This window comes from Rhodococcus sp. NPDC079359 (assembly GCF_040702585.1).
Lineage (GTDB): Bacteria > Actinomycetota > Actinomycetes > Mycobacteriales > Mycobacteriaceae > Rhodococcoides.
Genome location: NZ_JBFBLH010000010.1, coordinates 1 through 24,076, shown reverse-complemented (window position 1 = coordinate 24,076; position 24,076 = coordinate 1). Strand labels below are relative to the sequence as shown.

Genomic DNA, 24,076 nt, shown 5'->3' with positions numbered 1-24,076 from the left:
GGTCGGGTGCAACGGAACACCCGGAAGCCTACGTTTCGTTCTGCCGATTGCGTAGTACCGATCCGAATCGATGAGCCACCTCGACGAGCGCGATACCGATGCCGCCGATGATCAAGGCACTGGTGGTGGCTCCGACGTTCGACGGATCGAGCTTGAAGAAGGTGCGGCAGAACGGGATTGCGAACAGCAGCAGATAGCCACCGACCGACCCACCGAGCAGCAGGATCTTCCACCAGTTGTAGGGCCGCGCGACGACGGCCAGCACCCACAGCGCGATCATGATCAACGTGATCAGCGCGGTGGTACTGGCCTGCGTCACCTGGGTCTCGCTGGCGTTGGGGCCTGCGTAGACCAGCAGGTAGGAGACGAACGTGCACGAGCCGACGATCAGACCGGACGGGACGGCCAGCCGCATCACCCGCGAAACGAATCCGCTGCGCGCCCGCTCGTTGTTGGGCGCGAGCGAGAGAACGAACGCCGGGATTCCGATGGTGAACCATGCCGCGATCGTCACGTGCCGGGGCAGGAACGGATACGGAATCGGCTCGAAGTGGAAGATCTGGGAGAGCACACCCGAGAGCCCGATCAGAAACGCCAGCAACACCGAGTACACGGTCTTGGTGAGGAACAGATTGGACACACGCTCGATGTTGCCGATGACGCGTCGCCCCTCCCCTACGACGTAGGGCAACGTGGCGAACTTGTTGTCCAACAACACGATCTGCGCGACGGCTCGGGTGGCCGCACTCCCCGAACCCATCGAGACGCCGATATCGGCGTCCTTGAGTGCGAGCACGTCGTTGACGCCGTCGCCGGTCATCGCCACCGTGTGGCCGCGAGATTGCAACGCGCCCACCATCGCCCGTTTCTGATCGGGCCGGACCCGACCGAACGTGGTGGAGGACGCCACGGCGTCGGCCAGCTTCTCGGAGTCCTCGGGCAGATCACGCGCATCGATCGGGGCGTCGCCGCCAGGCAGCCCGAGCGAACCCGCGACCGCACCGACCGAGACGGCATTGTCGCCGGAGATGACCTTGACCTCGACGTGCTGGCTTGCGAAGTACTCCAACGTGTCTCGGGCATCCTCGCGCACCTTCTGCTCGAGAATCACCAGCGCACGCGGTGTCACCACACCGGGTGCCTCGTCGTCGTCGACCGAGCGGTCCGAGCTGGCGAGCAACAACACCCGTAGGCCACGCGAGCCTGTTTCCTCGGCGCGACGAGCGATGTCGGAGGAGGCGTCGAGCAACACGTCCGGTGCACCGAGCAGCCAGTTCCCGTGGTCGCCGTAGGACAGTCCGCTCCACTTCTTGGCCGAGGAGAACGGGGCCACGGCACTCTGCGTCCACCCGGGCGCGTCCGGATACGCTTCGCCGACGGCCTGCACGCTCGCATTCGGCCGCGGATCGTCGTGCGCCAGAGATGCGAGAGCCGCTGTGACGGAGTCGGAATCGTGCTCGTCCATCAGCATCAACTCGGACAGCCGCATACCGTTCTCGGTGAGGGTTCCGGTCTTGTCCGCACACACCACGTCGACGCGGGCGAGGCCTTCGATCGCAGGCAGCTCCTGGACCAGGCACTGCCGCTGACCGAGTCGGATCACGCCCACCGCGAACGCGATGGACGTCATCAACACCAGGCCCTCGGGCACCATCGGAACGAGCGCGGCGACCATACCGTTGAGGGCCGGCTTCAAAGCCTGACCGCTGGAGAACAATTGGTTGTAGATGATCAGCGCGCCCGCCGGAATCATCAGGTACGTGATGAACTTCAGGATCTTGTCGATACCGCTGCGCAGCTCGGACTTGACCAGCGTGAACTTGCTGGCCTCCTCGGCGAGCTTGGCCGCGTACGCATCTCGGCCCACCTTCGTCGCACGGTACGCCCCACTGCCTGCGACCACGAAGCTTCCCGACAGCACCTGCGTTGCTTCGAGTTTGTGCACCGTGTCGGCCTCGCCGGTGAGCAACGACTCGTCGACCTCGAGGCTGGCGCTCTCGATCACCTCACCGTCGACGACGATCTGATCACCGGGACCGAGTTCGACGATGTCGCCGAGCACGACCTCGTCGGGGGGAATCTGCTTCGAGACGCCGTCGCGTCGAACCTGAGGCTTGTTCTGTCCGACGATGGCCAGCCGATCCAGCGTGCGCTTCGCGCGAATCTCCTGCACGATGCCGATGCCGCTGTTCGCGACGATCAACAGCCCGAACATGCCGTCGATCACCGAGCCCGTCGAGAGCACGATGATCAACAGCACACCGAGGATCGCGTTGATTCGGGTGAACACGTTGCCGCGGACGATGTCGCGAACCGACCGAGAAGCACGGGCCGGAACGTCGTTGGATTTTCCCTCGGCCCTGAGCCTGGCGACCTCCGCCTCGGTCAGCCCGGTGTCCCGCTGAGCATCGGCCTCGATAGACATGCGTGCAGCTTAAACCCGCTCAGCCGAGCCGAGACCACCAGCGATCGTCGTGCAGGGTTCGGGTGCCGTCGATGCGCTGGCCCGGCATCGGCACTGCCACCTGCACACCGACGTCCTGCGCAGCGGCATGCAGCCGCACGATCGGCTCGGACCACGGATGGAAGGCGAGGTTGAACGTGGCCCAGTGAATCGGAACGAAGATGCCCGACGCCGTCAGGTCGATGTGCGCCGTGACTGCTTCCTCGGGATTCATGTGGATGTCCGGCCACCGGGCGTCGTAGGCCCCGACGGGCAGCAGCGTCAGGTCGAAGGGGCCGTAGTTGCTGCCGATCTCGGCGAACTTCGGTGTGTAGCCGGTGTCGCCGCCGAAGAAGACGCGTCGAATCGGACCGGCGAAGGCCCAGGACGCCCACTGCGTCGAGTCCCGGGTCAGACCGCGGCCGGAAAAATGCCGAGCCTCGGTGCACGTGACGGTGAGGCCGCCGATGTTCGTCTGCTCGTCCCAGTCCAGCTCGATGATGCGCTCGTCGGGCACCCGCCACTTACGCAGGTGAGCGCCGATGCCGAGCGGCACGACGAACGGAGCCGACTGTGTACTCGCCAGCTTCTGCACCGTCGCCTTGTCGAGATGGTCGTAATGATCGTGGGAGATCACGATGGCGTCGACCGTCGGTAGGTCGACCAACTCGACCGGCGTCGGATGCAGCCGTGCCGGGCCCACCACCGAGGACGGGGACACCCGGTTGCTCCACACGGGATCGGCGAGGACGCGATAGCCGTCGACCTCGACGAGCACACTCGAGTGGCCGTACCAGGTGACGGCCAGCTCGCCCGCGTCCACCGGCGCGATCGGCGGTGCCAACGGAATCGGGCGTTGCGGCCTGCCCTTGCCGCGTTCGGTGATCAGCGAGACGAACATGTTCTGCTGTCCCTTCTCGCCGCGCCCCGGTACGTAGCTCGAGCTCGGGTCGGAGTTGTGGAACCGGCGATCGCGGTATCGCGGAGACCCGGCGGCATACGGAGTGATGTGCACGCGTCGGGCACCGATGGCCGACGGCAGACCCCACAGCGCACGCGCCAACCAGGCCCCGCTCAGTGCTGCCGTTGCTCCCAGAACGAACTTCGTCTTCGTCACGGCCACCACAGTAGGCGGCGCCGACGTCTTCGCAGCTCACCCGTAGTCTTGCCGTAGAATATTCGCGTCGGTTTTGCTGCTAGAAGGGGAGACATTGAGTACCGAACAGCTCGAATTCCAGGCGGAGACGCGTCAGCTCCTGGATCTGATGGTGCACTCCATCTACTCCAACAAGGACAGCTTTCTCCGTGAACTGATCTCGAACTCCTCGGACGCGCTGGACAAGCTGCGCCTGGAGTCGTACCGCAACAAGGACCTGGACGTCGACGTCTCGGATCTGCACATCGAGATCGACATCGACGCTGCGGCCCGCACGCTGACCATCCGCGACAACGGCATCGGCATGTCGCGCGCCGAGGTCATCGACCTCATCGGCACGCTGGCCAAGTCCGGCACCGCCGAGGTTCGCAAGAAGCTCAAGGAAGCCAAGGACGCGGCCGCCTCCGAAGAACTGATCGGCCAGTTCGGCATCGGCTTCTACTCCACGTTCATGGTGGCCGAGAAGGTCACGCTGCTCACCCGCAAGGCGGGCGAGAGCACGGCCACCCAGTGGGAGTCCACCGGCGAGGGCACCTACGAGATCACCGACGTCGACGACGCCCCGCAGGGTTCGTCGGTGACGCTGGCCCTCAAGCCCGCCGACGAGGAGGACCACCTCCACGACTACTCGTCCGAGCGCAAGATCAAGGAACTGGTCAAGAAGTACTCCGACTTCATCGCCTGGCCCATTCGCATCGACGTCGAGAAGCGCGTCAAGAGTGAAGAAGAGGGCGGCGAGGACACCGTCACGATCGAGACGGAGACGATCAACTCTCAGAAGGCTCTGTGGACCCGCTCCAAGGACGAGGTGTCCGAGGAAGAGTACAAGGAGTTCTACAAGCACGTCAGCCACGCCTGGGACGAGCCGCTCGAGGTCATCCCGTTCAAGGCCGAGGGCACGTTCGAATACCAAGCGCTGCTGTTCATTCCGTCGCAGGCACCGTTCGACCTGTTCATGCGCGAGAGCCAGGCCGGCGTGCACCTGTACGTCAAGCGCGTGTTCATCATGGACGACTCGCAGGAACTGCTGCCCGAGTACCTGCGCTTCGTCAAGGGTGTTGTGGACGCGGCGGACCTCTCGCTCAACGTCTCTCGCGAAATCCTGCAGCAGGACCGGCAGATCCGCGCGATCCGTCGACGCCTGACCAAGAAGGTCCTCTCGACGGTCAAGGAACTGCAGAGCGAGCAGCCCGACAAGTACAAGACGCTGTGGTCGCAGTTCGGCACGGTCCTCAAGGAGGGCCTGATCTCGGATTCGGACAACCGCGAAACCCTCTTGGGCATCTCCTCGTTCGCGTCCACCAACTCCGAGGAGGGGCTCACCACCCTCGCCGAGTACGTGGACCGGATGAAGGACGGCCAGCAGCAGATCTACTACATGACGGGCGAATCCCGTCAGCAGATCGAGAGCTCTCCGCACATGGAGGCCTTCAAGGCTCGCGGGCTCGAGGTGCTGCTGCTCACCGATTCGGTCGACGAGGTGTGGGTCGGCAACGTCACCGACTTCGACGGAAAGTCGTTCCAGTCCATCGCCAAGGGCGAGGTGGACCTCGACACCGAAGAGGAGAAGAAGGAGTCAGAGGCCAAGCGCGAGGAGCAGGACAAGGAGTTCGCCGACCTGCTCACCTGGCTGACCGAGACCCTCGGCGAGGACGTCAAGGAGGTGCGCCTGTCCACCAGGCTCACCACGTCCCCGGCCTGCGTCGTCGGCGACGAGTTCAGCTTCTCCCCGCAGCTCGAGAAGATGTACAAGGCGTCGGGACAATTCGTGCCGACCTCCAAGCGGATCCTCGAACTCAACCCGACCCACGACCTGGTGACGGGACTGAAGAAGGCCCGCGAGGATCGCAGTGACGATCCGCACCTCGCCGAGACCGCCGAATTGCTCTATGCGACGGCCTTGTTGGCCGAAGGCACCGAGCTCAAGGACCCGGCGAAGTTCTCCCGTCTGCTGGCCGAGAGGCTGACGCGGACCATCTGAGTGCCTGCGGCAGTGGTGTGGTTATGTGCCCCAGGCGGCACTTAACCGCGCCACTGCGGCCAAGCAACGAAAGGCCCGACCGTGAGAGAACCTGTTCTTACCGAACGACAAGGCGACGTGGTCGTCTGGACGTTGAACAACCCCCAGGCCCGTAATCCCATCTCCGAGGCGGAGACCATCGACGCCCTCGAGGCCGCGATCGCCGACGCGAACGGGGATCCATCGATCAGGGTTGCCGTCCTGACCGGTGCCGGTTCGGCATTCTCGTCGGGCGGGAACGTCAAGCACATGCGGGACAAGCAGGGAATGTTCGGTGGTAGCCCGGCCGAGTTGCGGCAGGGCTACCGCCACGGCATCCAACGAATCCCGAAGGCGTTGTATCACTGCGAGATTCCCACGATCGCCGCGGTCAACGGCCCTGCCATCGGAGCAGGCTGCGATCTGGCCTTGATGTGCGATCTCCGAATCGCCTCGACCACTGCGACATTCGCCGAGAGTTTCGCCAAGGTGGGCATCATTCCCGGAGACGGTGGGGCGTGGCTGCTCCCCCGGGCCATCGGCATGGCACGGGCGAGCGAAATGGCGTTCACCGGCGAGGCCATCGACGCCGCTACGGCATTGGAATGGGGCCTGGTCTCTCGGGTCGTCGAGCCCGAGGATCTGCTCGACGCTGCCCACACACTGGCTCGGCGTGTGGCGGCCAACCCACCGCAGGTACTGCGTATGACGAAGAAATTGTTGCGCGAGGGCCAGCAGCAGAGTCTGGAATCCTTGCTCGAACTCTCCGCCGCCTATCAGGCCATCGCACACCACACCGAGGATCATTCCGAGGCTGTCGACGCGATGCTCGAGCGTCGCGATCCCGAGTTCCGAGGACGCTGACTCGCCAGGTGAGTGGAAACTCGGGCCCCACTACGAGTTTCCGCTCACCTGCGACGAAGTCGCTACTGCGGGGGCAGGATGTGCTCCCCCGTCTTGTCGGTGCTCAGCGACAGTGAACTGATGTACTGCTTCTCCCCGTTGGGCCCGGGCACGTTGGACGCGATCATGTCGGGTCGCTCGAATTCCATACCGCTGACGTGGCACATCACGAGTGCGTCGGACGGGTTGCCGTGCTCGTCGAACATCGGCAGATCGATGCCGTCGTCGGTACGACGCAGGTAGTACTTGCCCTTGGTTGCCACCGCCAGGATGGGCGGAAGTATCAGTGCCAGAACGAGGGCCACGATCGGCGAGTACGGTTTGATCGCCGGTCCGAATGCCCCGAAGAACACCAGAATCGACAGGATGGCCGACGCCGCCATCGATCCGAAGCCGACCGGATTGATGTTGTAGAGCATGCCACGTCGAAACTCGGGGACCTTGGGTGAGAGCTTCAGGATGTACTTGTTGAAGACGATGTCCGACGCCACCACGGCGATCCACGCGATACCGCAGTTGGCGTAGAAGCCGAGGATGTCGTTGAGGAAGCTGAACATGTTGGCTTCCATCAGGATCAGCGCGATCGCGAGATTGAAGAGCACGAAGACCATGCGCCCCGGGTAGGTCTTGGTGATGCGGGTGTAGGAGTTGGTCCACGCCAGCGACCCGGAATACGCGTTGGTGACGTTGATCTTGATCTGACTGATGACGACCAGGATCACCGCGAGGGTCATGGCGAGCCAGCCCGGCATGAAGTTCTCGTAGATCTCCAGGAACTGGTGCACCGGCTCGTTGGCTATGGTGGATCCGTCGACCACGTTGGCGATCAGGTACACGGCGAGGAACAGTCCGACGACCTGCTTGAGCGCACCGAAGATGACCCAGCCCGGTCCGGCGAGAAGTACTGCGGTCCACCAGCGTCGGGAATTCTCGGGAGTCTTGGGCGGCATGAAACGCAGGTAGTCGATCTGCTCGGCGATCTGCGCGATGAGCGACAGACACACGCCGGCCGCGAGCATCACCGATCCGATGTTGACCCCCTTGCCGTCGGCACCGTCCTGACCGCCGTAGGCGAGGAATTGGCCGACCGAATCGGGATTGCTGAACACGAGGTAGACGAACGGCAGCACCATCAGCACCAGCCACAGCGGAGTGGTCCAGACCTGAAGCTTGGCAAGGGCTTTCATGCCGTAGATGACCAGCGGGATGACCATGATCGTGGACACCGCGTAGCCGATGGGTAACGGGATGCCCAGGCCGAGTTCGAGTCCCTGCGCCATGATCGAGCCTTCGAGCGCGAAGAAGATGAACGTGAACGTCGCGAAGATGACGTTGGTGACGACCGATCCGTAGTATCCGAAACCGCTTCCCCGCGTGATCAGATCGAGGTCGATGTTGTAGCGGGCGGCATAGTAGGCGAGCGGAAGTCCCGTCAGGAAGATCACGACGGCGAACACCAGGATGCCCCAGAGCGCGTTGCCGGTTCCGTAGGAGATTCCGATGTTGGCACCGATGGCGAAGTCCGCGAGATACGCGATGCCGCCGAGCGCTGACGTCGCGACGACACCGGTACCCCACTTGCGGTAGCTACGCGGCGCGAAGCGCAGCGTGTAGTCCTCGAGCGTCTCTTTCAGCGCGGTGTCTGTCGGCGCAGGCTGTACGGCGGTCATGGTTCAACAACGTAGAACCGCCACGTTGCCGCTATGTCTTGGAAAGATGTAGCTACGGTTACTCAGTCCGGCGATTCGGACATTCGACCCCGGAGTCCCGCCGGCGAGGTTTGTCAGGCGACTGCGCGCGCCGCCAGCAGCGAGAAGTTCGACAGCTCGGCGCGCAGCATGTTCATCGCGCGATGCTGGGCCACTCGCACGGCTCCGGCCGTCATTCCGAGTGCTTCGCCGGTCTGCGGTGCCGTCATTCCCCACACGACTCGCATCAGGATGATCTTGCGGTACTTCGTCGGCAGGGTGTCCATCAATGCCTGGGTGTGGCTACGCAGTTCGTCGCCGAGCGCCAGCTGCTCCGGCCCGGCATCGGTGGACTGCTCCTCCGGCATCTCGTCGATCGAGAACGACTGTCGCAGAACCGATTTACGACCTGCGTCGGCCAGCTTGTGCGCGGCGATCCCGTACACGAACGCCATGAAGGGCTTCCCCATGTCGCGGTACTTGGGAATGGCGGTGACCAGTGCGAGGCAGACCTCCTGCACCACATCGTCCGCGGCGACGTCGAGATTCCCGATGCGAGCTGCGCAGTATCGGCGAACCGGTGGCTGGATCAACACCAGCACCTGTTCGAGAGCGAGTCGATCTCCCGCAACGGCGCGGGGCACAACGTCCTCGAGCCTGTCCATGCCGAAACTCATGGCCGATCTCCTCACTGGCAACGCGCGTCCTCTCCTGAACGCTCACCAGTACTTCGGTGCCGATTCCCACCCGGCTTGGTCCGAACGGGTACCACACCGAACAAAAATTGTGATTCAGGTAACACGGTGTGTCGACGAAGCGAAGTACCGGACAACACCGTCGTCGCAGCACGTGACACTCACACCCGCGGAGCGCCCATGATCACCAGCGAGCAGAGCCATCAGGTCGGTCGCCGCAGCACCGTCGCTGCCGGCGACGGCACCGCTCTGGCGGTTCGCGAGTTCGGGCATCCGAATGCACCGCTGACCGCGGTGTTCGTGCACGGACACTGCCTGCGGATGCAGTCGTGGACCGACCTGCGTGAGCAGGTGGAGCACGCCTGGGGAGACGACGTGCGGATCGTGATGTACGACCACCGCGGGCACGGGGAATCGAGTGCGGCCGCGCCGGAGAGTTGCACCATCGACCGACTCGGCGAGGATCTGGCCGACGTCATCCGTGCTGTGGTCCCGTCGGGACCGTTCGTCGTCGTCGGCCATTCGATGGGGGGAATGACGGCGCTCTCCTACGCCCGTCAGAACCCGGAGGCCATCGGCACGCGCCTGGTCGGAGTCGGTTTGATCGCGACGTCGGCGGGTGGAATCACCGACGACGGACTCGGCAGTGCCCTCGCGCATCCCGCGGTGTCGGTGTTCCAGGCCGCTGTTCGACGCGCCCCTCGACTGATGTCGGGTGCCAAGAGACTCAGTCGCGGCGTATGGGCACCCATCGTCAGGACTGCGGGATGCGGATCCCGAAGAGTCGGTCCGAGGGTGGTGACGCTGGCGACGGCAATGCTGGGCGAGACGTCCATCGTGACGCTGGCCGGCTTCCTCGGGGCATTCCGAGGTCTGGACGAGGTGGCCGGCCTGGCTGCTCTCGCCTCGATCCCCACCCTGGTGTTGTGCGGCTCGGACGACCTGATGACACCGATGCGTCACTCGGAAACCATTGCCGAACATCTGCCCGACGCTCGCCTGGTGTGCGTCGCGGAGGCCGGGCACATGGTGATCCTGGAACGGGCCCGCGAAGTGGCCGATGCCGTCGTCGAACTCGTGACGGCGGCTCGCCGTGCACACGTGCGAGATCTCGCGCTGGCTCGCTAGCGACAAGAACCTGCCGACGACTGTGGCCCGCAACGGAGGATCCGATGCGGGCCACAGCACTGCTGTACGAGAGTTACTTCTTGACGGCGGGAGGAGCGTTGAGGAGCTGGATGAACTGCCCTGCGTTGCCGGCGATGGCACCGAGACCACCGATGGCGGTTCCGGCGAGCGAAGCACCCGAGCCGAGAAGCAGTGCGCCGCCGACGCATCCGGCTACCGGTGCTGCACCGAAGAGCAGCAGGGCAGGCGCGGAGACGGTGCCGGCGGCGATGGCTCCGAGGAAGCAACCGGTGACCAGACCGGTTGCGGCTCCGAGGAATCCACCGACCGAAGCGGACAGGCTGATGTTGTCCTTGACGCCGGAGACTGCGGCGGGCAGGTCGACCTGCTGCAGACCCGGGAGAGAGGCGGAGACCGGGGTTGCCGCGGCAGGTGAGGCGTCGGCGGTCAGGGTGGCGTGGTTTCCGTCGATGACGGCTGCGACGGGGTGCGAGAAGCCGTCTGCGGCAATGGCCAACGGCACCGAGTCGACCAGCACACCGTTGGCGTCGCGGACGACGAGGTGGTTGTCCTCGTTGCTCAGGGTGCCGGCCGTCGTGTCGACGAGGACCTGGTTGCCGGCCTGGGTGACGTTCCACCCGACGGCAGCGGCGGGAGCCGGTGCCGGATCCGCGTAGGCGGTGCCCATGGCGGTCGTCATCGCTGCAATGACCAATGCGGACGTTGCCGCGAATCGAGTCAGCTTCATGTTCCTCAGTCTTTCGTCGTGTCCATCACTCGATGCGAGCAGCGAAAAACTATGGGTGGAACACGCGGGTCAGGAGAACCGAAGATGAACGATCGGGGTCGAACCGAACAACGATTGCGCGCATCGACTCATAAGGGACAGAACGGCTTTCGAAGTCCAAACCGTTCGTAAACGACACGCGCGGGTTGTCTCTACTTACCGAAAAGACCCGGCTTGTTGCTGCCTCCGTGGCTCACCCCGAAGTCGTAGGCGGACTCGGCGTGCTCGTGCTCGTCGAGACCGTCGGCTTCGTGTTGCGCGTCGGCGCGCACTCCCATGACAGCCTTGATCGCGAACGCGATGCCGGTGGTGACGACGGCGCAGTAGGCGAACACCGCAGCCACCGCGACCGCCTGTACGCACAGCTGGTGCAGCCCGCCGCCGTACAACAGACCGTCCACGCCTGCCGGCATCTGCGCACTGGCCACGAGTCCGATCATCAGCGTGCCGACGATGCCGCCGACGAGATGCACACCGACGACATCGAGCGAATCGTCGTAGCCGAAGCGGTATTTGAGGCCGATGGCCAGGGCACACAGCGCACCCGACGCGATGCCGATCGCCGCGGCGCCGATGGGGGTGACCGCCGTGCACGAGGGTGTGATGGCCACCAACCCGGCCACGACGCCCGAGGCCGCACCGAACGACGTCGCATGGCCGTCCCGCAGCTTCTCGACCACGAGCCACGCCGCCATGGACATCGCTCCGGTACCCATCGTGTTCACCAGAGCCACCGCGGCGACGCCGTCCGCGGCCAACGACGATCCCGCGTTGAACCCGAACCAACCGAACCACAGCAACCCGGCTCCGAGCATGACGGCCGGAAGGTTGTGCGGGCGCATGGGATCTCGCGGCCAACCACGCCGCTTGCCGACCACGAGCGCGAGAACGAGGCCGGCGACACCGGCGTTGATCTCCACCGCAGTTCCGCCGGCGAAGTCGATGGCACCGAGCTTGTTGGTGATCCACCCACCGAATTCACTGGTGAGCCCGTCGAGCGAGAACACCCAGTGCGCCACCGGAAAGTAGGCGAGTGTGGACCACAGCGCCGCGAACAGTACCCAGGGTACGAATCGCATTCGGTCTGCGACGGCACCGGAGATCAGCGCCACCGTCACCATCGCGAATCCCGCCTGGAACGCCGCGAACACCAGTGCTGGAACGGTTCCCACCAACGGAATCGACACCGTCCCTGCGGCCGAGGTGTACACACCACCCAGCAGACCCTCGAAACCGGCGAACTGCAACGGGTTTCCGATCCACCCGCCGATCACGTTGTCGCCGAACACCATCGAGAATCCGAACGCCAACCACAGCAGCCACACCACTGCGATCGCCGACAAACTCATCATCATCATGTTCAGCACACTCTTCGAGCGCACCATGCCGCCGTAGAAGAAGGCCAGGCCGGGAGTCATCAACAGCACCAGCGCGGTACTGGTCAGCAGCCACGCCGTATCGCCCGCATCGGGCGCGCCGACGATCACCTGCCCACGAACTTCGGCTTGCGCTTCTCGGATCGTGCGCGGCGCGCTTCTTTCATGTCCTCGCTGCTCCACGCGGCCTCGAACGCAGCGACCTGCTCCGGCGTCGGAACATCCTGTGCTCCATCGTCGTTGAAGACGAGCTTGAGGTGACGCAACGCCAAAGGAGCGAGTTCGGTGATCGACTGCGCCCACTGTATCGCGACGTCCAGGTCGCCGAGCTTGTTCGCCAGCCCGCAGGTGAACGCCTGCTCGGTGTACACCCGCTCACCGCCGAGCAGGATGGTGCGCGCAACACCTCCGCCCGCGAGCGAGGCCAACCGCCGGATGGTCCAGTTGCTCACCGCGATGCCGAGCCGGGTCGACGGTATTTCGAAGAAGCTGCCCGGCGCAACGACTCGCAGATCGCACGCGACAGCCAACTGTGTGCCGGCACCGACGGCCGGTCCGTTCACCGCGGCCACGACCGGAATCGAGGTCCGCTGGATTGCCGTCAGCATCTCTTCGAGGATCTGCCCGAAGTGCTCGGGAAACGCGTCCCCCGTCAGGTCTGCACCCGCACAGAAGCTGGTGCCCTGGCCGGTGACGACCACGACCCGCGCGCCGTCACGCTCGGCTTGTTCGACTCCGCGATGCACCGCCAGGCACAACTCGGAGTTCAACGCGTTCCGTCGATCCGGCCGCTGCAGTTCGAGGGTGACGACGTCGCCGTCACGAGAGAGTCCGATCACGAGAGCAGAGGTTACCCACCAGTACAGAAAATGACAGTGCGGGGCCTGATCTACTGGTCTCCATGATCGACACTCGGGTCGCCGTCATCGGCGCCGGCCAAGCCGGACTCTCGGCCGGTTATCACCTGCACCGCACCGGACTCACCGCAGGCGAGGGCTTCGTGATGTTGGATCGCTCCCCCGGGCCGGGCGGCGCATGGCAGTTCCGCTGGCCCTCGTTGACGCTGAGCACCGTCAACGGCGTCCACGACCTGCCCGGTATGGCCTTCGCGGACACGCTCGGAGACGAGCCGGCCGAGACCATCGCCGCCGCCGACGCCGTCCCCCGGTATTACCGCGAGTACGAGGAACGCTTCGAACTGCATGTTCGACGCCCCGTCACGGTGACCGTCGTGTGCGATCGGGAACCCCGATTCCGTGTCGAAGCCGGCGAGACCGTCGTCATGGCCGAGGGGCTGATCAATGCGACCGGCACGTGGGAGAAGCCGTTCGTTCCGCACTACGACGGAGCCGAGACCTTTGCAGGCAGGCAACTGCACACCAAGGACTATCGGACGGCCGACGAGTTCGCAGGCAAGCACGTCGTCGTCGTGGGCGGCGGCATCTCGGCCGTCCAACTGCTCGACGAGATCTCGCAGGTCACGTCCACGACATGGGTGACGCGTCGACCACCGGTGTTCCGGGACAGCGAATTCGATCACGATGCCGGCCGCAAGGCCGTCGCCATGGTCGAGGAACGTGTGCGGGCGGGCCTGCCACCCGGCTCGGTCGTCTCGGTGACCGGACTGCTGCTGACGCCGTCGTTGGCTGCCGCCCAGAAACGCGGGGCTCTGGAACGCAAGCCGATGTTCTCGTCCATCACGGAAGATTCCGTTGTGTGGGAGGACGGGTCGACTCAGCACGCCGATGTGATTCTGTGGGCCACCGGATTTCGGAGCGCCCTCGACCACCTCGCTCCGCTGCGTCTGCGCGGACACGGCGGCGGAATCGTCATGGACGGCAGGCTCACCACCCGCGTGGCCGCGAACCATCGCGTACACCTGCTCGGCTACGGGCCGTCCGCCAGCACGATCGGGGCGAACCGAGCCGGGCGAGCCGCGGTGACCGAACTGCTCGAGACCCTGGACTAACCCAGCCGCTCGGTCACGAATTTCGCCAGCGCGCCCAGTCGCGCCCGGCTCGGCATGGAGGTCGGAACACCCAACGCGTCCAACGGTGCCGACGTCACCGGCCCCACGCAGATCGCGGCGACGGGGCCTCGAAGCGCGTCGAGGAAGGCGTCGAGCATGCCGTTGTCCTTGGCGGTCGAGAGCAGGGACGCGACCGCGGGGGCGCTGGTGAACGTCACCGCGTCCACCCGATTCTCGATGATCTGTTCCAACAGGTCGACCAGTGGAGCCTGATCCGCGGGGCGAATCCAGCGGTACACCGGGATCGGTCGGACATGCGCGCCGAGTTCGGTCAGCGCATCACTGAGGTGAATGGTCGGCTCCCACTCGGTGATCACCCCGTGCAGCTGAACTGCGATGTCCACCCCGGCAACACCCTCGGCCTCGAGATGATCGGAGACTTCCTGCGAGGCCTCGGTGGCCGGCGACCACTCCTCGCGGAGCCCCGTGCCACGAATTGCCCCGCGCGCCTTGGGACCTCGGGCAAGGATTCGCGTGTGACCAAGCGCTGTCACGAGTTCTTCGCGCATACCCCAGTCGGCGGCCGCGTCGAGCCAGCCCCGGAAACCGATGCCGGTACTGATCACGACGATCTGCGGTGGGCGTTCGACGATGCCCTCGGTGGCGGACCTCAGATCGGAGTCGTCGATCAGGGGCAGAACGTGAATCGCCGCGGCGTGAACGATGTTCGCGCCGCGGCGTTCGAGCATGGTGGCCAGTTCGTCTGCACGTCGCTCGGCAGTGAGGGCAACGGTCTTGCCTGCGAGCGAATCGGACATGGGTACAGACTAGGCCCCCGGTGTCAGCTGCTGAACTTGTCCGGGTCCGGGCCGGTGCGGCCGTCTGCGGAGTCCAGCGCGTTGATCTGCTGAATCTCGTCGTTGCTGAGCTCGAAGCCGAACACGTCGAAGTTGCTGGCGATGCGCTTCGGGGTCACCGACTTGGGGATCACCACGTTGCCGAGCTGAATGTGCCAGCGCAGGATGACCTGGGCCGGGGTCACGCCGTGCGCGTCACCGATCTTCGCGAACACCGGCTCGTCGAGAATGGTGCCCGAGCCGAGCGGGCTCCAGGCCTCGGTGGCAATGCCCTTCGAGGTGTGGAAGGCGCGCAACTCCTCCTGGACGAACCGCGGGTGCAGCTCGACCTGGTTGATCGACGGCACCTCGTGGACGGCATCCATCAGCTTCTCCAGGGTGGGGATGGTGAAGTTGGAGACGCCGATGGAGCCGATGCGGCCGTCCGCCTTGAGCTTCTGGAAAGCCTTGAAGGTATCGATGTACTTGTCGCGATCGAGCTGCTGCCAGTGAATGAGGTACAGGTCGAGGTACTCGAGTCCGAGGCGATCCATGCTCGCGTCGAATGCCTTCAGAGTGGAGTCGTAGCCCTGATCGTCGTTCCACAGCTTGGTGGTGATGAACAGCTCGTCACGGGCGATGCCGGACTCTGCGATTGCGCGGCCGGTGCCGGTCTCGTTCTCGTACACCTTGGCGGTGTCGATGCTGCGGTAGCCGACCTTCAGCGCCTCGGTCACTGCGGCCTGCGCACCGTCGTCGGGCACCTGCCACACACCGAACCCCAGCTGGGGAATGGACGTGCCGTCGTTGAGCACGATGGTCGGGACAGTACTGGTCTCGGCTGAATACGTCATACGAATGGCAACGGTGGGTGGGGTGGTGTTGTTCCCGCCCCTTAGTGTTTCGGTGTGACCGCAACGCTTCGTATCGATGATCTCGCCGCTTTTCACGGCGATCGAACCCTGTTCTCCGGACTCGATCTGACGGTTGCCGAGGGTGATGTGATCGGGCTCGTCGGAGCGAACGGTGCAGGCAAGTCGACGTTGTTGACCCTGCTCGCGGGGGTGGGGACGGCCGATCACGAGGGCGAGATCTACACCAGCCCGCCCGACGCGACCGTCGGATATCTGGCGCAGGAGCCCGAGCGGATCGCCGGGGAGACGGTGCTGGACTTCCTCGGTCGACGTACCGGGGTCACGGCGGCCGAAGCCTCCATGAACGCAGCCGCCGAGGCGTTGGGCTCGAGTGACGAGGACCTCTACACCCCCGCGTTGGAGAAGTGGCTGGCACTCGGCGGCGCGGATCTGGCGGAGCGCACGGCGAAGGTTCTCGCGGATCTCGGTCTGGATGTCGACGGGTCTGCGCTGATGACGGCGCTGTCGGGTGGGCAGGCTGCCCGCGCGGGGCTCGCCGCGATTCTGCTCGCTCGCTACGACATCCTGCTGCTCGACGAGCCCACCAACGACCTCGATCTGGCGGGACTCGAGCAACTGGAGCAGTTCGTCGTCGCGACGCGGGCGGCGATCGTCGTCGTCAGTCACGATCGTGAATTCCTGGCGCGGACGGTGACGGGAATAGTGGAACTCGATCGGGCGCAGCGGCGCATCGATGTGTACGACGGCAGCTACCAGTCCTATCTGGCGGAACGGGAGATTGCGCGCCAGCACGCCAGGGAAAAGTACGACGAGTTCGCAGACACCAAGTCCGCGTTGGAGTCTCGGGCGCAGATGCAGCGGAACTGGATGGAGTCGGGGGTGCGCAATGCACGCCGGAAGGCCACCGACAACGACAAGATCGCCCGCAAGACCCGCGCCGAGTCGACCGAGAAGCAAGCCGCGAAAGCCCGTCAGACCCAGCGGCGCATCGAGCGACTCGAGGTGGTCGAGGAGCCGCGCAAGGAGTGGGAGCTGCGGATGGAGATTGCGGCGGCTCCACGCAGTGGCACTGTCGTCGCAGTTCTGGGCGGTGCCATTGTCCGGCGATCCGGGCTCACCTTCGGCCCGGTGACGACGCAGATCGAGTGGGGCGATCGAATTCTGATCACGGGGCCCAACGGCTCCGGCAAGACGACGTTGCTGTCGGTACTACTGGGCCGGTTGGACCCGGACGAGGGCTCGGCATCGTTGGGTTCGGGTGTGGCGGTCGGTGAAATCGATCAGGCACGAGCATATTTCGTCGGCGAGGGAACAGTGTCCGACGCCTTGAGCGCGGCCGTTCCCGAGTGGCCCGACGCCGAGGTCCGCACACTGTTGGCCAAATTCGGGCTACGCGGCGACGATGCACTGCGGCCGGCGTCGTCTCTCTCGCCCGGTGAGCGAACCCGCGCGGCACTCGCGCTGCTGCAGGCCCGCGGCGTCAACCTGCTGGTACTCGACGAGCCGACCAACCACCTCGATCTACCTGCCATCGAACAACTCGAACGTGCGATGGAGAACTTCGAGGGAACACTGCTGCTGGTCACCCACGACCGCAGAATGCTCGACACGGTCCGCAGCACAAGACACTGGACGATGAACGACGGGCAGCTGTCGGAACTGTAGACGCGGGGAGTCGAAATCGGGTGCAGCTGACCGCGGTGAGCGCGGTCAGCTGCACCCGATTTTCATCAACTGAGCAGAATTTCGTTGACCTCGAGTGCCGGATGCATCGGCAGCCCGTGGTGGGTGGCGTTCTCGAGCAGCACCGTCCTCGCCGTCGGCAGGACAGCATGCACAGCCGATTCGACACGAGCCGCGTTGTGCACCTTCGCCTTCCCCGCCAGGACCACAGTGGTGCGCACATCGAAGTTCTCGAATTCAGCAGGCTTCGGCCGCTTCGGAACGATGGTCTTTGCCGTCGGGAAATGTGCGGCCCCGAGCGCGAGGACGTCGAGCCAGTCGGAATCCATTTCCAGGCCATCGGTCTCCCACGCGACGAAGCGGCGCTGCCGGTTTTCGTTGGGCCGCAGCAGTATCGGTAGCGCATGCAGCAGGTACCGCGGGCTCATGGAGCCGAAGCAGGAATTGGGATCGAGGAGTGTGAGTGCGTCGACGCGGCTTTCGCTGCGCAGAGAGAACGCCAGGGCGATCATCGCGCCGTATGAATGTCCGCAGAGTGCCGCAGTTCGAAGGTCCAGTGCATCGAGAACCGCCGTCACCCAGTTCAGCAGCTCGTCCACGGAGTCGATGGACTGTTTTCCGGGAACGCTGCGCCCGACGTCGCCCATGAGGTCGACCCCGTACACCCGATAGTGCTGCGAGAGTGACTCGACGTTGGCGAACCACACGGTGGACGTCGCACCCGCCCCCGGTAGCAGGACCAGCGCCGGGCCGTCGGCGGGTCCGCAGGCGTTGATTCGCGTGGTGCCGTGCACCGTCTTCACGTCGATGGCGTGGGTATCTGCGGGCCACTTCAGCAGCACCCGGTCGTAGGCGGAGAAGAATTCGTCCAGCGACATTACAACCCTCTACTCTCTCGATGATCGAGATAGTAGACAATAGAGAGACCGCTCGTCCAGCATCTCCCGAGGGATCAGCACATGACCGAACCTGTCGCCGCCGTGCATCAGCTGCGAGCACTCACCGTCGAGCTCGATCTCCTCGGCGCAGGCTTCGCCCAGAAGCACTCACTTCACCCGACCGACATCCGCGCGCTGATCTGCCTGCTGGATGCAGACCGAGCCGGAACGCGTGCCACACCCGGCTGGCTCGGCGCGCAACTGGGTTTGGAATCCGCGTCCGTTACCGCCCTGATCGATCGAATGGCCAAGCACGAGTTGGTATCGCGTGAACCCGACCCAGCTGATCGGCGGCGCGTACTCCTGCACGTCACCGCACACGCAGCCGAACTCGGCACGACGTTCTTCGGCCCCGTCATCGGTCGGGCGGTCGACGAGCTCGCACGCTTCACTCCCGATCAGCGGGCAACGATCGACGAGTTTCTGACGACGATGCGCGCCATCGTCGCCGACGCCCGGGACCAACAGGCAACGTAGTCAACGGAAGCAATCTGTTATTAACCGTTGACAGATCGTTGGGTTTATACAACACTTCATTGTCATGAGCCCCGTCAAGCGCGGTACCGCGCTCCCGATCTTCAACAGGGTGGGTGTTCTGCGGGCAGAACGGAAGATGAGCCGCGCGCAACTGGCCGAACTCGTCGAAGTCAACCCCCAGACAGTGGGTGCCCTCGAACGAGGCGACCACTACCCGAGCCTCGACCTTGCGATGCGCATCTGCGACGTCTTCGATCTGCCGATCGAAGCAGTGTTCTCACGCACCGAACTCGGACCACTCTCCGCCGAACTCTTCCGAAGGGAGAAGGATCGATGAACACGCACAGTCCCAGCATCTTCAGTAGATATCAGGAAGCCCGGACGAAAGTGTTTCTGGAGAACGAAAAGACCTATGCGAACTGGCTGCCGGGATTGCGAGTCCAGAAACGCCGCCGAGCCTTCGTCACCATCCTCCTGGTGCTGCTCGCAGCTTCCGCGGGCTTCGCACTGTCGGACCCGCTGTTCGAGTGGGCGATCGGATTCTGGGGAATCTGCTACATCGTGTTCGCGTTCGCGACCATCGTCCTCGGCATCGTGTCCAATCGGCGCGCCGAAGCACCGGTGGAAGCGCTCGACGAGCTCGAAGTCCAGCTCCGCAACCAGGCCCGATCCATCGGCCTGACGGTTACTCAGGTGTTGGGCACCGCTGCCGCGGCGTACCTGTTCCTCGGATCGATTTTCGGGGCAACGAATCTCGGGATCTCCGGCGGCGCACTGATGCTGACCGCTTTGAGCACTGGAGGTGCTACTCCCGCAATGCTTCTCGCATGGACCACTCCCGACCCCGACCCCGAGGACGGCTGACAATGAGCGAACGACCCGACATCCTCACCCGCTATCAGGCCTATCGCACGCGGCGATTTCTCGAGAACGACGCCAAGACAAGGCACTGGCTGCCCGCCTGGCGGACACAGCATCGACGTCGAATCCTCGTTGTCGCGCTGTCCGTCGTTCTCTTCTCCTTCTTCGTCATCAGCATTACCAGCCTCTTCGTCGAGTGGGCAGCAATCGCATGGATACCGGCCGTTCTGCTGTTCCTTCCGATCTGGACGGCGCTGCAGACGGTCTCCGGAAGGCACGGCGACGCTCCGGTCGGAGCACTGGACGAGTGGGAAGTACAGCAACGCAACGAGGCTCGCTCCATCGGCCTCACCATCACGCAGACCCTTGTGATGGCGGCAGCGTTCGCGTCCATCTTCCTGTCGACGGCCAACGACGAAATGCCTCGCCTCGCCTACGCGGGTGGCGGCTGGACTCTCGCGGCATTGTTGGCCGGCATCTGCTCCCCCGCAATGATTCTCGCCTGGATCACCCCCGACCCCGAACTCGAAGACCCCGAAGATTTCGACCCGAAGTAACGACCGAAAGGGCACCATGAGCACCCTCACGATCGACTCCGTTTCCAAGAAGTACGGCGACAAGATCGCCCTGGACAACCTCAGCTTCGACGTCCGGCCCGGCGAGCTGTTCGGCTTCGTCGGCAGCAACGGTGCTGGCAAGACCACCACGATGCGCATCGCGCTCGGAGTCTTGTCGGCGGATTCCGGCCAGGTTCTGTTGGGCGGCAAGCCCGTCGACCTCGATGTTCGTCGCACCATCGGCTACATGCCCGAGGAGCGCGGCCTGTATCCCAAGATGAAGGTCGGCCCGCAGTTGGCGTACATGGCCGAACTGCACGGCCTGTCGTCCAAGGACGCGAAGGCTGCGGTGATCCGCTGGACCGAACGCCTCGGCATCGATCAGCGCGTCAACGACACAGTCGACGCGCTGAGCCTGGGCAACCAGCAGCGGGTGCAGTTGGCGGCCGCGCTGGTGCACGACCCCGCGGTTCTCGTGTTGGACGAGCCATTCTCCGGTCTCGACCCCATCGCCGTCGACGTGATGAGCGAGGTGCTGCGCGAAAAGGCCGCTGCCGGAGTACCGGTGGTGTTCTCGAGTCACCAGCTCGACCTGGTGCAACGTCTGTGCGATCGCGTCGGCATCATCGCCGCCGGCTCGATGAAGGCCGTCGGTACCGTCGACGAGCTACGCGGATCGGGAGATGCGCAACTGCGCGTCCATGCACCGCACGCGGCACCCGGATGGGCGTCGGGCATCGCCGGGGTGAGCACCCTCGGCCACAGCGACGGCGTCACAGTCCTGGGCTTGGCACCCGGGGCCGACGATCAAGAAGTCCTCCGAGCCGCACTGGTGACCGGTCCGGTACACGACTTCTCCATCCAGAAACCTTCCCTGAGCGACCTGTTCCGAGAGGCGGTAGTGGCATGAGCTCCCAACTGAACTCATTCAGCGCAGTGTCTTTGATAGCCAAGCGCGAGTTCACCGTTCAGGTGATGAAGAAGAGCTTCGTCATCAGCAACGTGATCATTCTCGCCGTCATCGTCGGCGGCATCATCGCGTTCTCGATCTTCTCCGGCAGCGGCGACGAAGAGCGCGACGTCGTCGGCATTGCCGGAGACCAATCCATCGCGGCCGTGGTGGAAGCAACCGGGGACGCCGTCGGATCTCCGGTCGAGGTGCGCGAAGTCGCCGACGCGGCAGCCGCACGCAGCGGCGTCGAATCCGGGGATCTCGACGTGGCGCTGGTTCCGGACGGAACCGCGGGTGCGTACACCGCCGTCACCGAGTCCGATCTGACCGGAACGTTGAGGGCCGTCGTCGAAGGTAGTGTCGCGACGCAGGCAACGAATACTGCACTGGCGCAACAAGGTGTCGATCAGAACGAACTCGGGGCAGCGACGAGTGCCGCGACGGTCACCGTCGACGCGATCGATCCGCCGGATCCCGAGGCCGGGCAGCGGACCGCTCTGGCGCTGTCCGCAGTGTTCCTGCTGTATGCCCAGATCATCGGCTTCGGCATGTACGTCGCGATGGGCGTCGTCGAGGAAAAGTCCTCACGCGTGGTCGAACTGTTGCTCTCCACCGTCCGCCCCCTGCAGTTGCTGTGGGGAAAGATTCTCGGTATCGGTGCGGTCGGCATTCTGCAGCTCGCCCTGTACGGAATAGCCGGTGTAGGAGCAGGATTGGGCACAGGCGTCCTGACGGTCACCGGTGCCGCGGTGAGCGTCTTCGCGGCAACGCTGGCGTGGTTCATCTTGGGATTCGCCTTCTTCGCGGTGCTCTACGCCGCCGGCGGGTCGATGGTCTCGCGGCAGGAGGACGTCAATTCGACGACCATGCCGCTACTCATCCTGATCATGGCGATGTTCTTCGCGGCCTTCTATTCCGTCAGCGATCCGGAGAGCACCCTGGCCAACACATTGAGCTGGATTCCCCCGTTCTCCGCGATCATGATGCCACTGCGTATCGCAGCCGGGGTGACCTCGCCGGTTCAGATCGTCGGATCGGCAGTCCTGATGATCGTCACCACCGCGATCCTGGCGATGGGTGCAGCGAAGATCTACCAGCGATCCATTCTCCGGATCGGCAAGACCGTCTCGTGGAAGGAAGCGTTTGCTCGCTAGGGTTCGCTGCGTAGGCTCCCCGACATGAGCCCACGGACATCCGCCGCCGAGATTCTCGATTCCGTTCTCGACGGCGGATCGTTCGTGTCCTGGGACTCCGAGCCGGTCGATGTGCACCCCAACGACTCCTATCAGCGCGACCTGGCGAAGGCGCGGGAGAAGAGCGGGGTCGACGAGTCGGTGCTGACGGGCGAGGGCACCATCGACGGCCGGCGGGTGGTGATGATCGCGTGCGAGTTCGCGTTTCTCGCCGGTTCGATCGGCGTTGCTGCGGCCGAGCGCATCACCTCGGCCATCGAGCGCGCCACCGCGGAGGGCCTGCCGCTCATCGCCTCCCCCACCTCCGGCGGCACGCGCATGCAGGAGGGAACGTTGGCTTTTGTGCAGATGGTCAAGATCGCCTCCGCCGTCACCGCACACAAGGCGGCGCACCTGCCGTACCTGGTGTATCTGCGCAACCCCACGACCGGCGGGGTGTTCGCGTCCTGGGGATCGTTGGCGCACGTCACCGTCGCCGAACCCGGTGCGCTCATCGGATTTCTCGGTCCGCGGGTCTATCAGGCGTTGTACGACAAGCCCTTTCCGGACGGGGTGCAGACTGCCGAGAATCTCTACCAGCACGGCGTCATCGATGGCGTAGTGCCGTTGGATCACCTGCGTCACCTACTGATTCGCACACTTCGAGTGATCCTCGACGCCACCGTGTGGCCCGATCTCACCGGCGATGAGCCGGCCGAGATACCGGAGCAGTCTGCCTGGCATTCGGTGCAGTCGTCGCGTCGCGCGGATCGCCCCGGCATTCGGCAGCTCATCGAACACGCTGCCAGCGAACATGTTCCGCTCAGCGGCACCGGTCAGGGCGAGGCCGACACGTCGATTCTGTTGTCGCTGTGCCGAATCCAAGGAGTCTCCTGCGTCCTGTTCGGTAACGACCGAAGCAGCAGCACCGCCACCGCCACCATGGGCCCGGCGGCATTGCGAGAAGCGCGACGCGGCATGCGCCTCGCCGAGGAACTGCGCCTACCGCTGGTGCTGGTGATCGATACCTTCGGCGCGGCACTGTCCAAGGAAGCCGAAGAAGGCGGCCTGGCACCCGAGATCGCCCGCTCGATCTCCGATCTGGTCACCGTCGACACCCCGACCGTCTCGGTGCTGCTCGGTCAAGGAACCGGCGGTGGAGCGCTCGCACTGCTGCCGGCCGATCGCGTACTGTGCGCCCAGAATGCCTGGCTCGCACCACTTCCGCCCGAGGGTGCCAGTGCCATCGTGCACCGCGACACCGCTCACGCTCCGGATATGGCCGAGGCCCAAGGCATCAGGTCGGTCGATCTTCTGCGCGATGGCATCGTCGACGCCATCGTTCCCGAACTCCCCGATGCGGCCGACGAACCCGCATCCTTCTCCGGCCGCATCGCCGACGCCATCGTCCGGGAACTGCATGCGCTGTCCACCGTCGATCCCGCCACCCGGACTCGAAACAGACTCGGTCGTTACCGCAATCTCGGATAGAGCGGCTCCGCCGCATGTGCGCGAGGTGCCTTCGGGTCGTTCCGCAGGCTCCACTCCCGCCTCGACCCCTGCTACGAGACCGGAGTGGAG

The 24,076-nt window shown here is 64.7% G+C and carries 22 protein-coding genes; 12 read left to right on the top strand and 10 right to left on the bottom strand.

Annotated elements, in window-relative coordinates; all coding sequences use genetic code 11:
- Window positions 1-28 precede the first annotated feature (28 nt).
- Both AB0362_RS20870 and AB0362_RS20865 read right to left on the bottom strand, forming a co-directional pair.
- Complete coding sequence (locus AB0362_RS20870; protein ID WP_283347148.1) at window positions 29-2,425, bottom strand: cation-translocating P-type ATPase; 2,397 nt, start codon at window positions 2,423-2,425, stop codon at window positions 29-31.
- Between the two features lie 19 nt (window positions 2,426-2,444).
- A complete protein-coding gene (locus AB0362_RS20865; protein WP_094686777.1) occupies window positions 2,445-3,560 on the bottom strand; it encodes an MBL fold metallo-hydrolase in 1,116 nt (371 codons plus the stop codon).
- 94 nt (window positions 3,561-3,654) lie between these two features.
- Here AB0362_RS20865 and htpG point away from each other — a divergent pair, with 94 nt between their 5' ends.
- Together htpG and AB0362_RS20855 are read left to right on the top strand one after the other, a co-directional pair.
- Window positions 3,655-5,580 (top strand): molecular chaperone HtpG, encoded by a 1,926-nt coding sequence (gene htpG, locus AB0362_RS20860; protein WP_317532602.1) that lies wholly within the window; start codon window positions 3,655-3,657, stop codon window positions 5,578-5,580.
- An 81-nt stretch (window positions 5,581-5,661) separates the two neighbouring features.
- Window positions 5,662-6,462: a crotonase/enoyl-CoA hydratase family protein gene (locus AB0362_RS20855; RefSeq protein ID WP_317532601.1), complete on the top strand. Its 801-nt coding sequence runs from the start codon at window positions 5,662-5,664 to the stop codon at window positions 6,460-6,462.
- A gap of 62 nt (window positions 6,463-6,524) precedes the next feature.
- On the opposite strand, the gene AB0362_RS20850 is transcribed toward AB0362_RS20855, so the two are convergent.
- Window positions 6,525-8,171, bottom strand: a complete 1,647-nt coding sequence (locus tag AB0362_RS20850; RefSeq protein WP_149405081.1) for a cytosine permease — start codon at window positions 8,169-8,171, stop codon at window positions 6,525-6,527.
- Between the two features lie 113 nt (window positions 8,172-8,284).
- Window positions 8,285-8,866, bottom strand: a complete 582-nt coding sequence (gene shbA, locus AB0362_RS20845) for an RNA polymerase sigma factor ShbA (RefSeq protein WP_068051103.1) — start codon at window positions 8,864-8,866, stop codon at window positions 8,285-8,287.
- Window positions 8,867-9,064: 198 nt separating this feature from the next.
- Here shbA and AB0362_RS20840 point away from each other — a divergent pair, with 198 nt between their 5' ends.
- Window positions 9,065-10,012 carry an alpha/beta hydrolase gene (locus AB0362_RS20840; RefSeq protein ID WP_149405079.1) on the top strand — a complete coding sequence of 316 codons (948 nt, stop codon included), beginning with the start codon at window positions 9,065-9,067 and terminating at the stop codon, window positions 10,010-10,012.
- Between the two features lie 73 nt (window positions 10,013-10,085).
- On the opposite strand, the gene AB0362_RS20835 is transcribed toward AB0362_RS20840, so the two are convergent.
- From AB0362_RS20835 to AB0362_RS20825, 3 genes are all read right to left on the bottom strand, one after another.
- The gene (locus AB0362_RS20835) at window positions 10,086-10,760 is read right to left on the bottom strand and encodes a hypothetical protein (RefSeq protein ID WP_149405078.1); all 675 of its coding nucleotides are present in this window, start codon (window positions 10,758-10,760) and stop codon (window positions 10,086-10,088) included.
- Window positions 10,761-10,951: 191 nt separating this feature from the next.
- A complete protein-coding gene (locus AB0362_RS20830) occupies window positions 10,952-12,286 on the bottom strand; it encodes an ammonium transporter (RefSeq protein ID WP_317532600.1) in 1,335 nt (444 codons plus the stop codon).
- Window positions 12,283-13,014, bottom strand: a complete 732-nt coding sequence (locus AB0362_RS20825; RefSeq protein ID WP_317532599.1) for an enoyl-CoA hydratase — start codon at window positions 13,012-13,014, stop codon at window positions 12,283-12,285. Before AB0362_RS20825 ends, AB0362_RS20830 begins: the two co-directional genes overlap by 4 nt.
- A gap of 62 nt (window positions 13,015-13,076) precedes the next feature.
- Between AB0362_RS20825 and AB0362_RS20820 the strand changes: the two genes are divergently transcribed.
- Complete coding sequence (locus tag AB0362_RS20820) at window positions 13,077-14,144, top strand: NAD(P)-binding domain-containing protein (protein WP_317532598.1); 1,068 nt, start codon at window positions 13,077-13,079, stop codon at window positions 14,142-14,144.
- Here AB0362_RS20820 and AB0362_RS20815 read toward each other — a convergent pair.
- Both AB0362_RS20815 and AB0362_RS20810 read right to left on the bottom strand, forming a co-directional pair.
- Entirely contained in the window at window positions 14,141-14,962 is an 822-nt protein-coding gene (locus AB0362_RS20815; protein WP_269594855.1) for a uroporphyrinogen-III synthase, read from the bottom strand. The genes AB0362_RS20820 and AB0362_RS20815 overlap by 4 nt on opposite strands.
- A 23-nt stretch (window positions 14,963-14,985) precedes the next feature.
- On the bottom strand, window positions 14,986-15,834 hold the full coding sequence (locus AB0362_RS20810; RefSeq protein WP_283347745.1) for an aldo/keto reductase: 849 nt from the start codon (window positions 15,832-15,834) through the stop codon (window positions 14,986-14,988).
- Between the two features lie 54 nt (window positions 15,835-15,888).
- Here AB0362_RS20810 and AB0362_RS20805 point away from each other — a divergent pair, with 54 nt between their 5' ends.
- Window positions 15,889-17,520 (top strand): ABC-F family ATP-binding cassette domain-containing protein, encoded by a 1,632-nt coding sequence (locus tag AB0362_RS20805; protein WP_317532597.1) that lies wholly within the window; start codon window positions 15,889-15,891, stop codon window positions 17,518-17,520.
- Window positions 17,521-17,585: 65 nt separating this feature from the next.
- Here the strand turns inward: AB0362_RS20805 and AB0362_RS20800 are convergent, their stop codons facing one another.
- Window positions 17,586-18,416, bottom strand: coding sequence for an alpha/beta fold hydrolase (locus AB0362_RS20800; protein WP_317532596.1), 831 nt, complete (start codon window positions 18,414-18,416; stop codon window positions 17,586-17,588).
- A gap of 81 nt (window positions 18,417-18,497) precedes the next feature.
- Here AB0362_RS20800 and AB0362_RS20795 point away from each other — a divergent pair, with 81 nt between their 5' ends.
- From AB0362_RS20795 to AB0362_RS20765, 7 genes are all read left to right on the top strand, one after another.
- Complete coding sequence (locus AB0362_RS20795) at window positions 18,498-18,953, top strand: MarR family transcriptional regulator (RefSeq protein WP_317532595.1); 456 nt, start codon at window positions 18,498-18,500, stop codon at window positions 18,951-18,953.
- A gap of 64 nt (window positions 18,954-19,017) precedes the next feature.
- A complete protein-coding gene (locus AB0362_RS20790) occupies window positions 19,018-19,290 on the top strand; it encodes a helix-turn-helix transcriptional regulator (RefSeq protein WP_032372936.1) in 273 nt (90 codons plus the stop codon).
- The gene (locus AB0362_RS20785; protein WP_149405069.1) at window positions 19,287-19,817 is read left to right on the top strand and encodes a hypothetical protein; all 531 of its coding nucleotides are present in this window, start codon (window positions 19,287-19,289) and stop codon (window positions 19,815-19,817) included. Before AB0362_RS20790 ends, AB0362_RS20785 begins: the two co-directional genes overlap by 4 nt.
- A gap of 2 nt (window positions 19,818-19,819) precedes the next feature.
- On the top strand, window positions 19,820-20,371 hold the full coding sequence (locus AB0362_RS20780) for a hypothetical protein (protein ID WP_317532594.1): 552 nt from the start codon (window positions 19,820-19,822) through the stop codon (window positions 20,369-20,371).
- A 16-nt stretch (window positions 20,372-20,387) separates the two neighbouring features.
- Entirely contained in the window at window positions 20,388-21,281 is an 894-nt protein-coding gene (locus tag AB0362_RS20775) for an ATP-binding cassette domain-containing protein (RefSeq protein ID WP_317532593.1), read from the top strand.
- Window positions 21,278-22,477: an ABC transporter permease gene (locus AB0362_RS20770; protein WP_149405067.1), complete on the top strand. Its 1,200-nt coding sequence runs from the start codon at window positions 21,278-21,280 to the stop codon at window positions 22,475-22,477. The genes AB0362_RS20775 and AB0362_RS20770 overlap by 4 nt, the downstream gene beginning before the upstream one ends.
- A gap of 24 nt (window positions 22,478-22,501) precedes the next feature.
- The gene (locus tag AB0362_RS20765) at window positions 22,502-23,986 is read left to right on the top strand and encodes a carboxyl transferase domain-containing protein (RefSeq protein WP_317532592.1); all 1,485 of its coding nucleotides are present in this window, start codon (window positions 22,502-22,504) and stop codon (window positions 23,984-23,986) included.
- The last annotated feature ends 90 nt before the right edge of the window (window positions 23,987-24,076 follow it).

What these genes read in the sequence shown, in the direction of transcription:
- AB0362_RS20870 (WP_283347148.1), bottom strand. Translation starts at nt 2,425, where the DNA reads ATGTCTATCGAGGCCGATGCTCAGCGGGACACCGGGCTGACCGAGGCG.
- AB0362_RS20850 (WP_149405081.1), bottom strand. Translation starts at nt 8,171, where the DNA reads ATGACCGCCGTACAGCCTGCGCCGACAGACACCGCGCTGAAAGAGACG.
- shbA (WP_068051103.1), bottom strand. Translation starts at nt 8,866, where the DNA reads ATGAGTTTCGGCATGGACAGGCTCGAGGACGTTGTGCCCCGCGCCGTT.
- AB0362_RS20840 (WP_149405079.1), top strand. Translation starts at nt 9,065, where the DNA reads ATGATCACCAGCGAGCAGAGCCATCAGGTCGGTCGCCGCAGCACCGTC.
- AB0362_RS20835 (WP_149405078.1), bottom strand. Translation starts at nt 10,760, where the DNA reads ATGAAGCTGACTCGATTCGCGGCAACGTCCGCATTGGTCATTGCAGCG.
- AB0362_RS20820 (WP_317532598.1), top strand. Translation starts at nt 13,077, where the DNA reads ATGATCGACACTCGGGTCGCCGTCATCGGCGCCGGCCAAGCCGGACTC.
- AB0362_RS20815 (WP_269594855.1), bottom strand. Translation starts at nt 14,962, where the DNA reads ATGTCCGATTCGCTCGCAGGCAAGACCGTTGCCCTCACTGCCGAGCGA.
- AB0362_RS20810 (WP_283347745.1), bottom strand. Translation starts at nt 15,834, where the DNA reads ATGACGTATTCAGCCGAGACCAGTACTGTCCCGACCATCGTGCTCAAC.
- AB0362_RS20800 (WP_317532596.1), bottom strand. Translation starts at nt 18,416, where the DNA reads ATGTCGCTGGACGAATTCTTCTCCGCCTACGACCGGGTGCTGCTGAAG.
- AB0362_RS20795 (WP_317532595.1), top strand. Translation starts at nt 18,498, where the DNA reads ATGACCGAACCTGTCGCCGCCGTGCATCAGCTGCGAGCACTCACCGTC.
- AB0362_RS20790 (WP_032372936.1), top strand. Translation starts at nt 19,018, where the DNA reads ATGAGCCCCGTCAAGCGCGGTACCGCGCTCCCGATCTTCAACAGGGTG.
- AB0362_RS20785 (WP_149405069.1), top strand. Translation starts at nt 19,287, where the DNA reads ATGAACACGCACAGTCCCAGCATCTTCAGTAGATATCAGGAAGCCCGG.
- AB0362_RS20780 (WP_317532594.1), top strand. Translation starts at nt 19,820, where the DNA reads ATGAGCGAACGACCCGACATCCTCACCCGCTATCAGGCCTATCGCACG.
- AB0362_RS20775 (WP_317532593.1), top strand. Translation starts at nt 20,388, where the DNA reads ATGAGCACCCTCACGATCGACTCCGTTTCCAAGAAGTACGGCGACAAG.
- AB0362_RS20770 (WP_149405067.1), top strand. Translation starts at nt 21,278, where the DNA reads ATGAGCTCCCAACTGAACTCATTCAGCGCAGTGTCTTTGATAGCCAAG.
- AB0362_RS20765 (WP_317532592.1), top strand. Translation starts at nt 22,502, where the DNA reads ATGAGCCCACGGACATCCGCCGCCGAGATTCTCGATTCCGTTCTCGAC.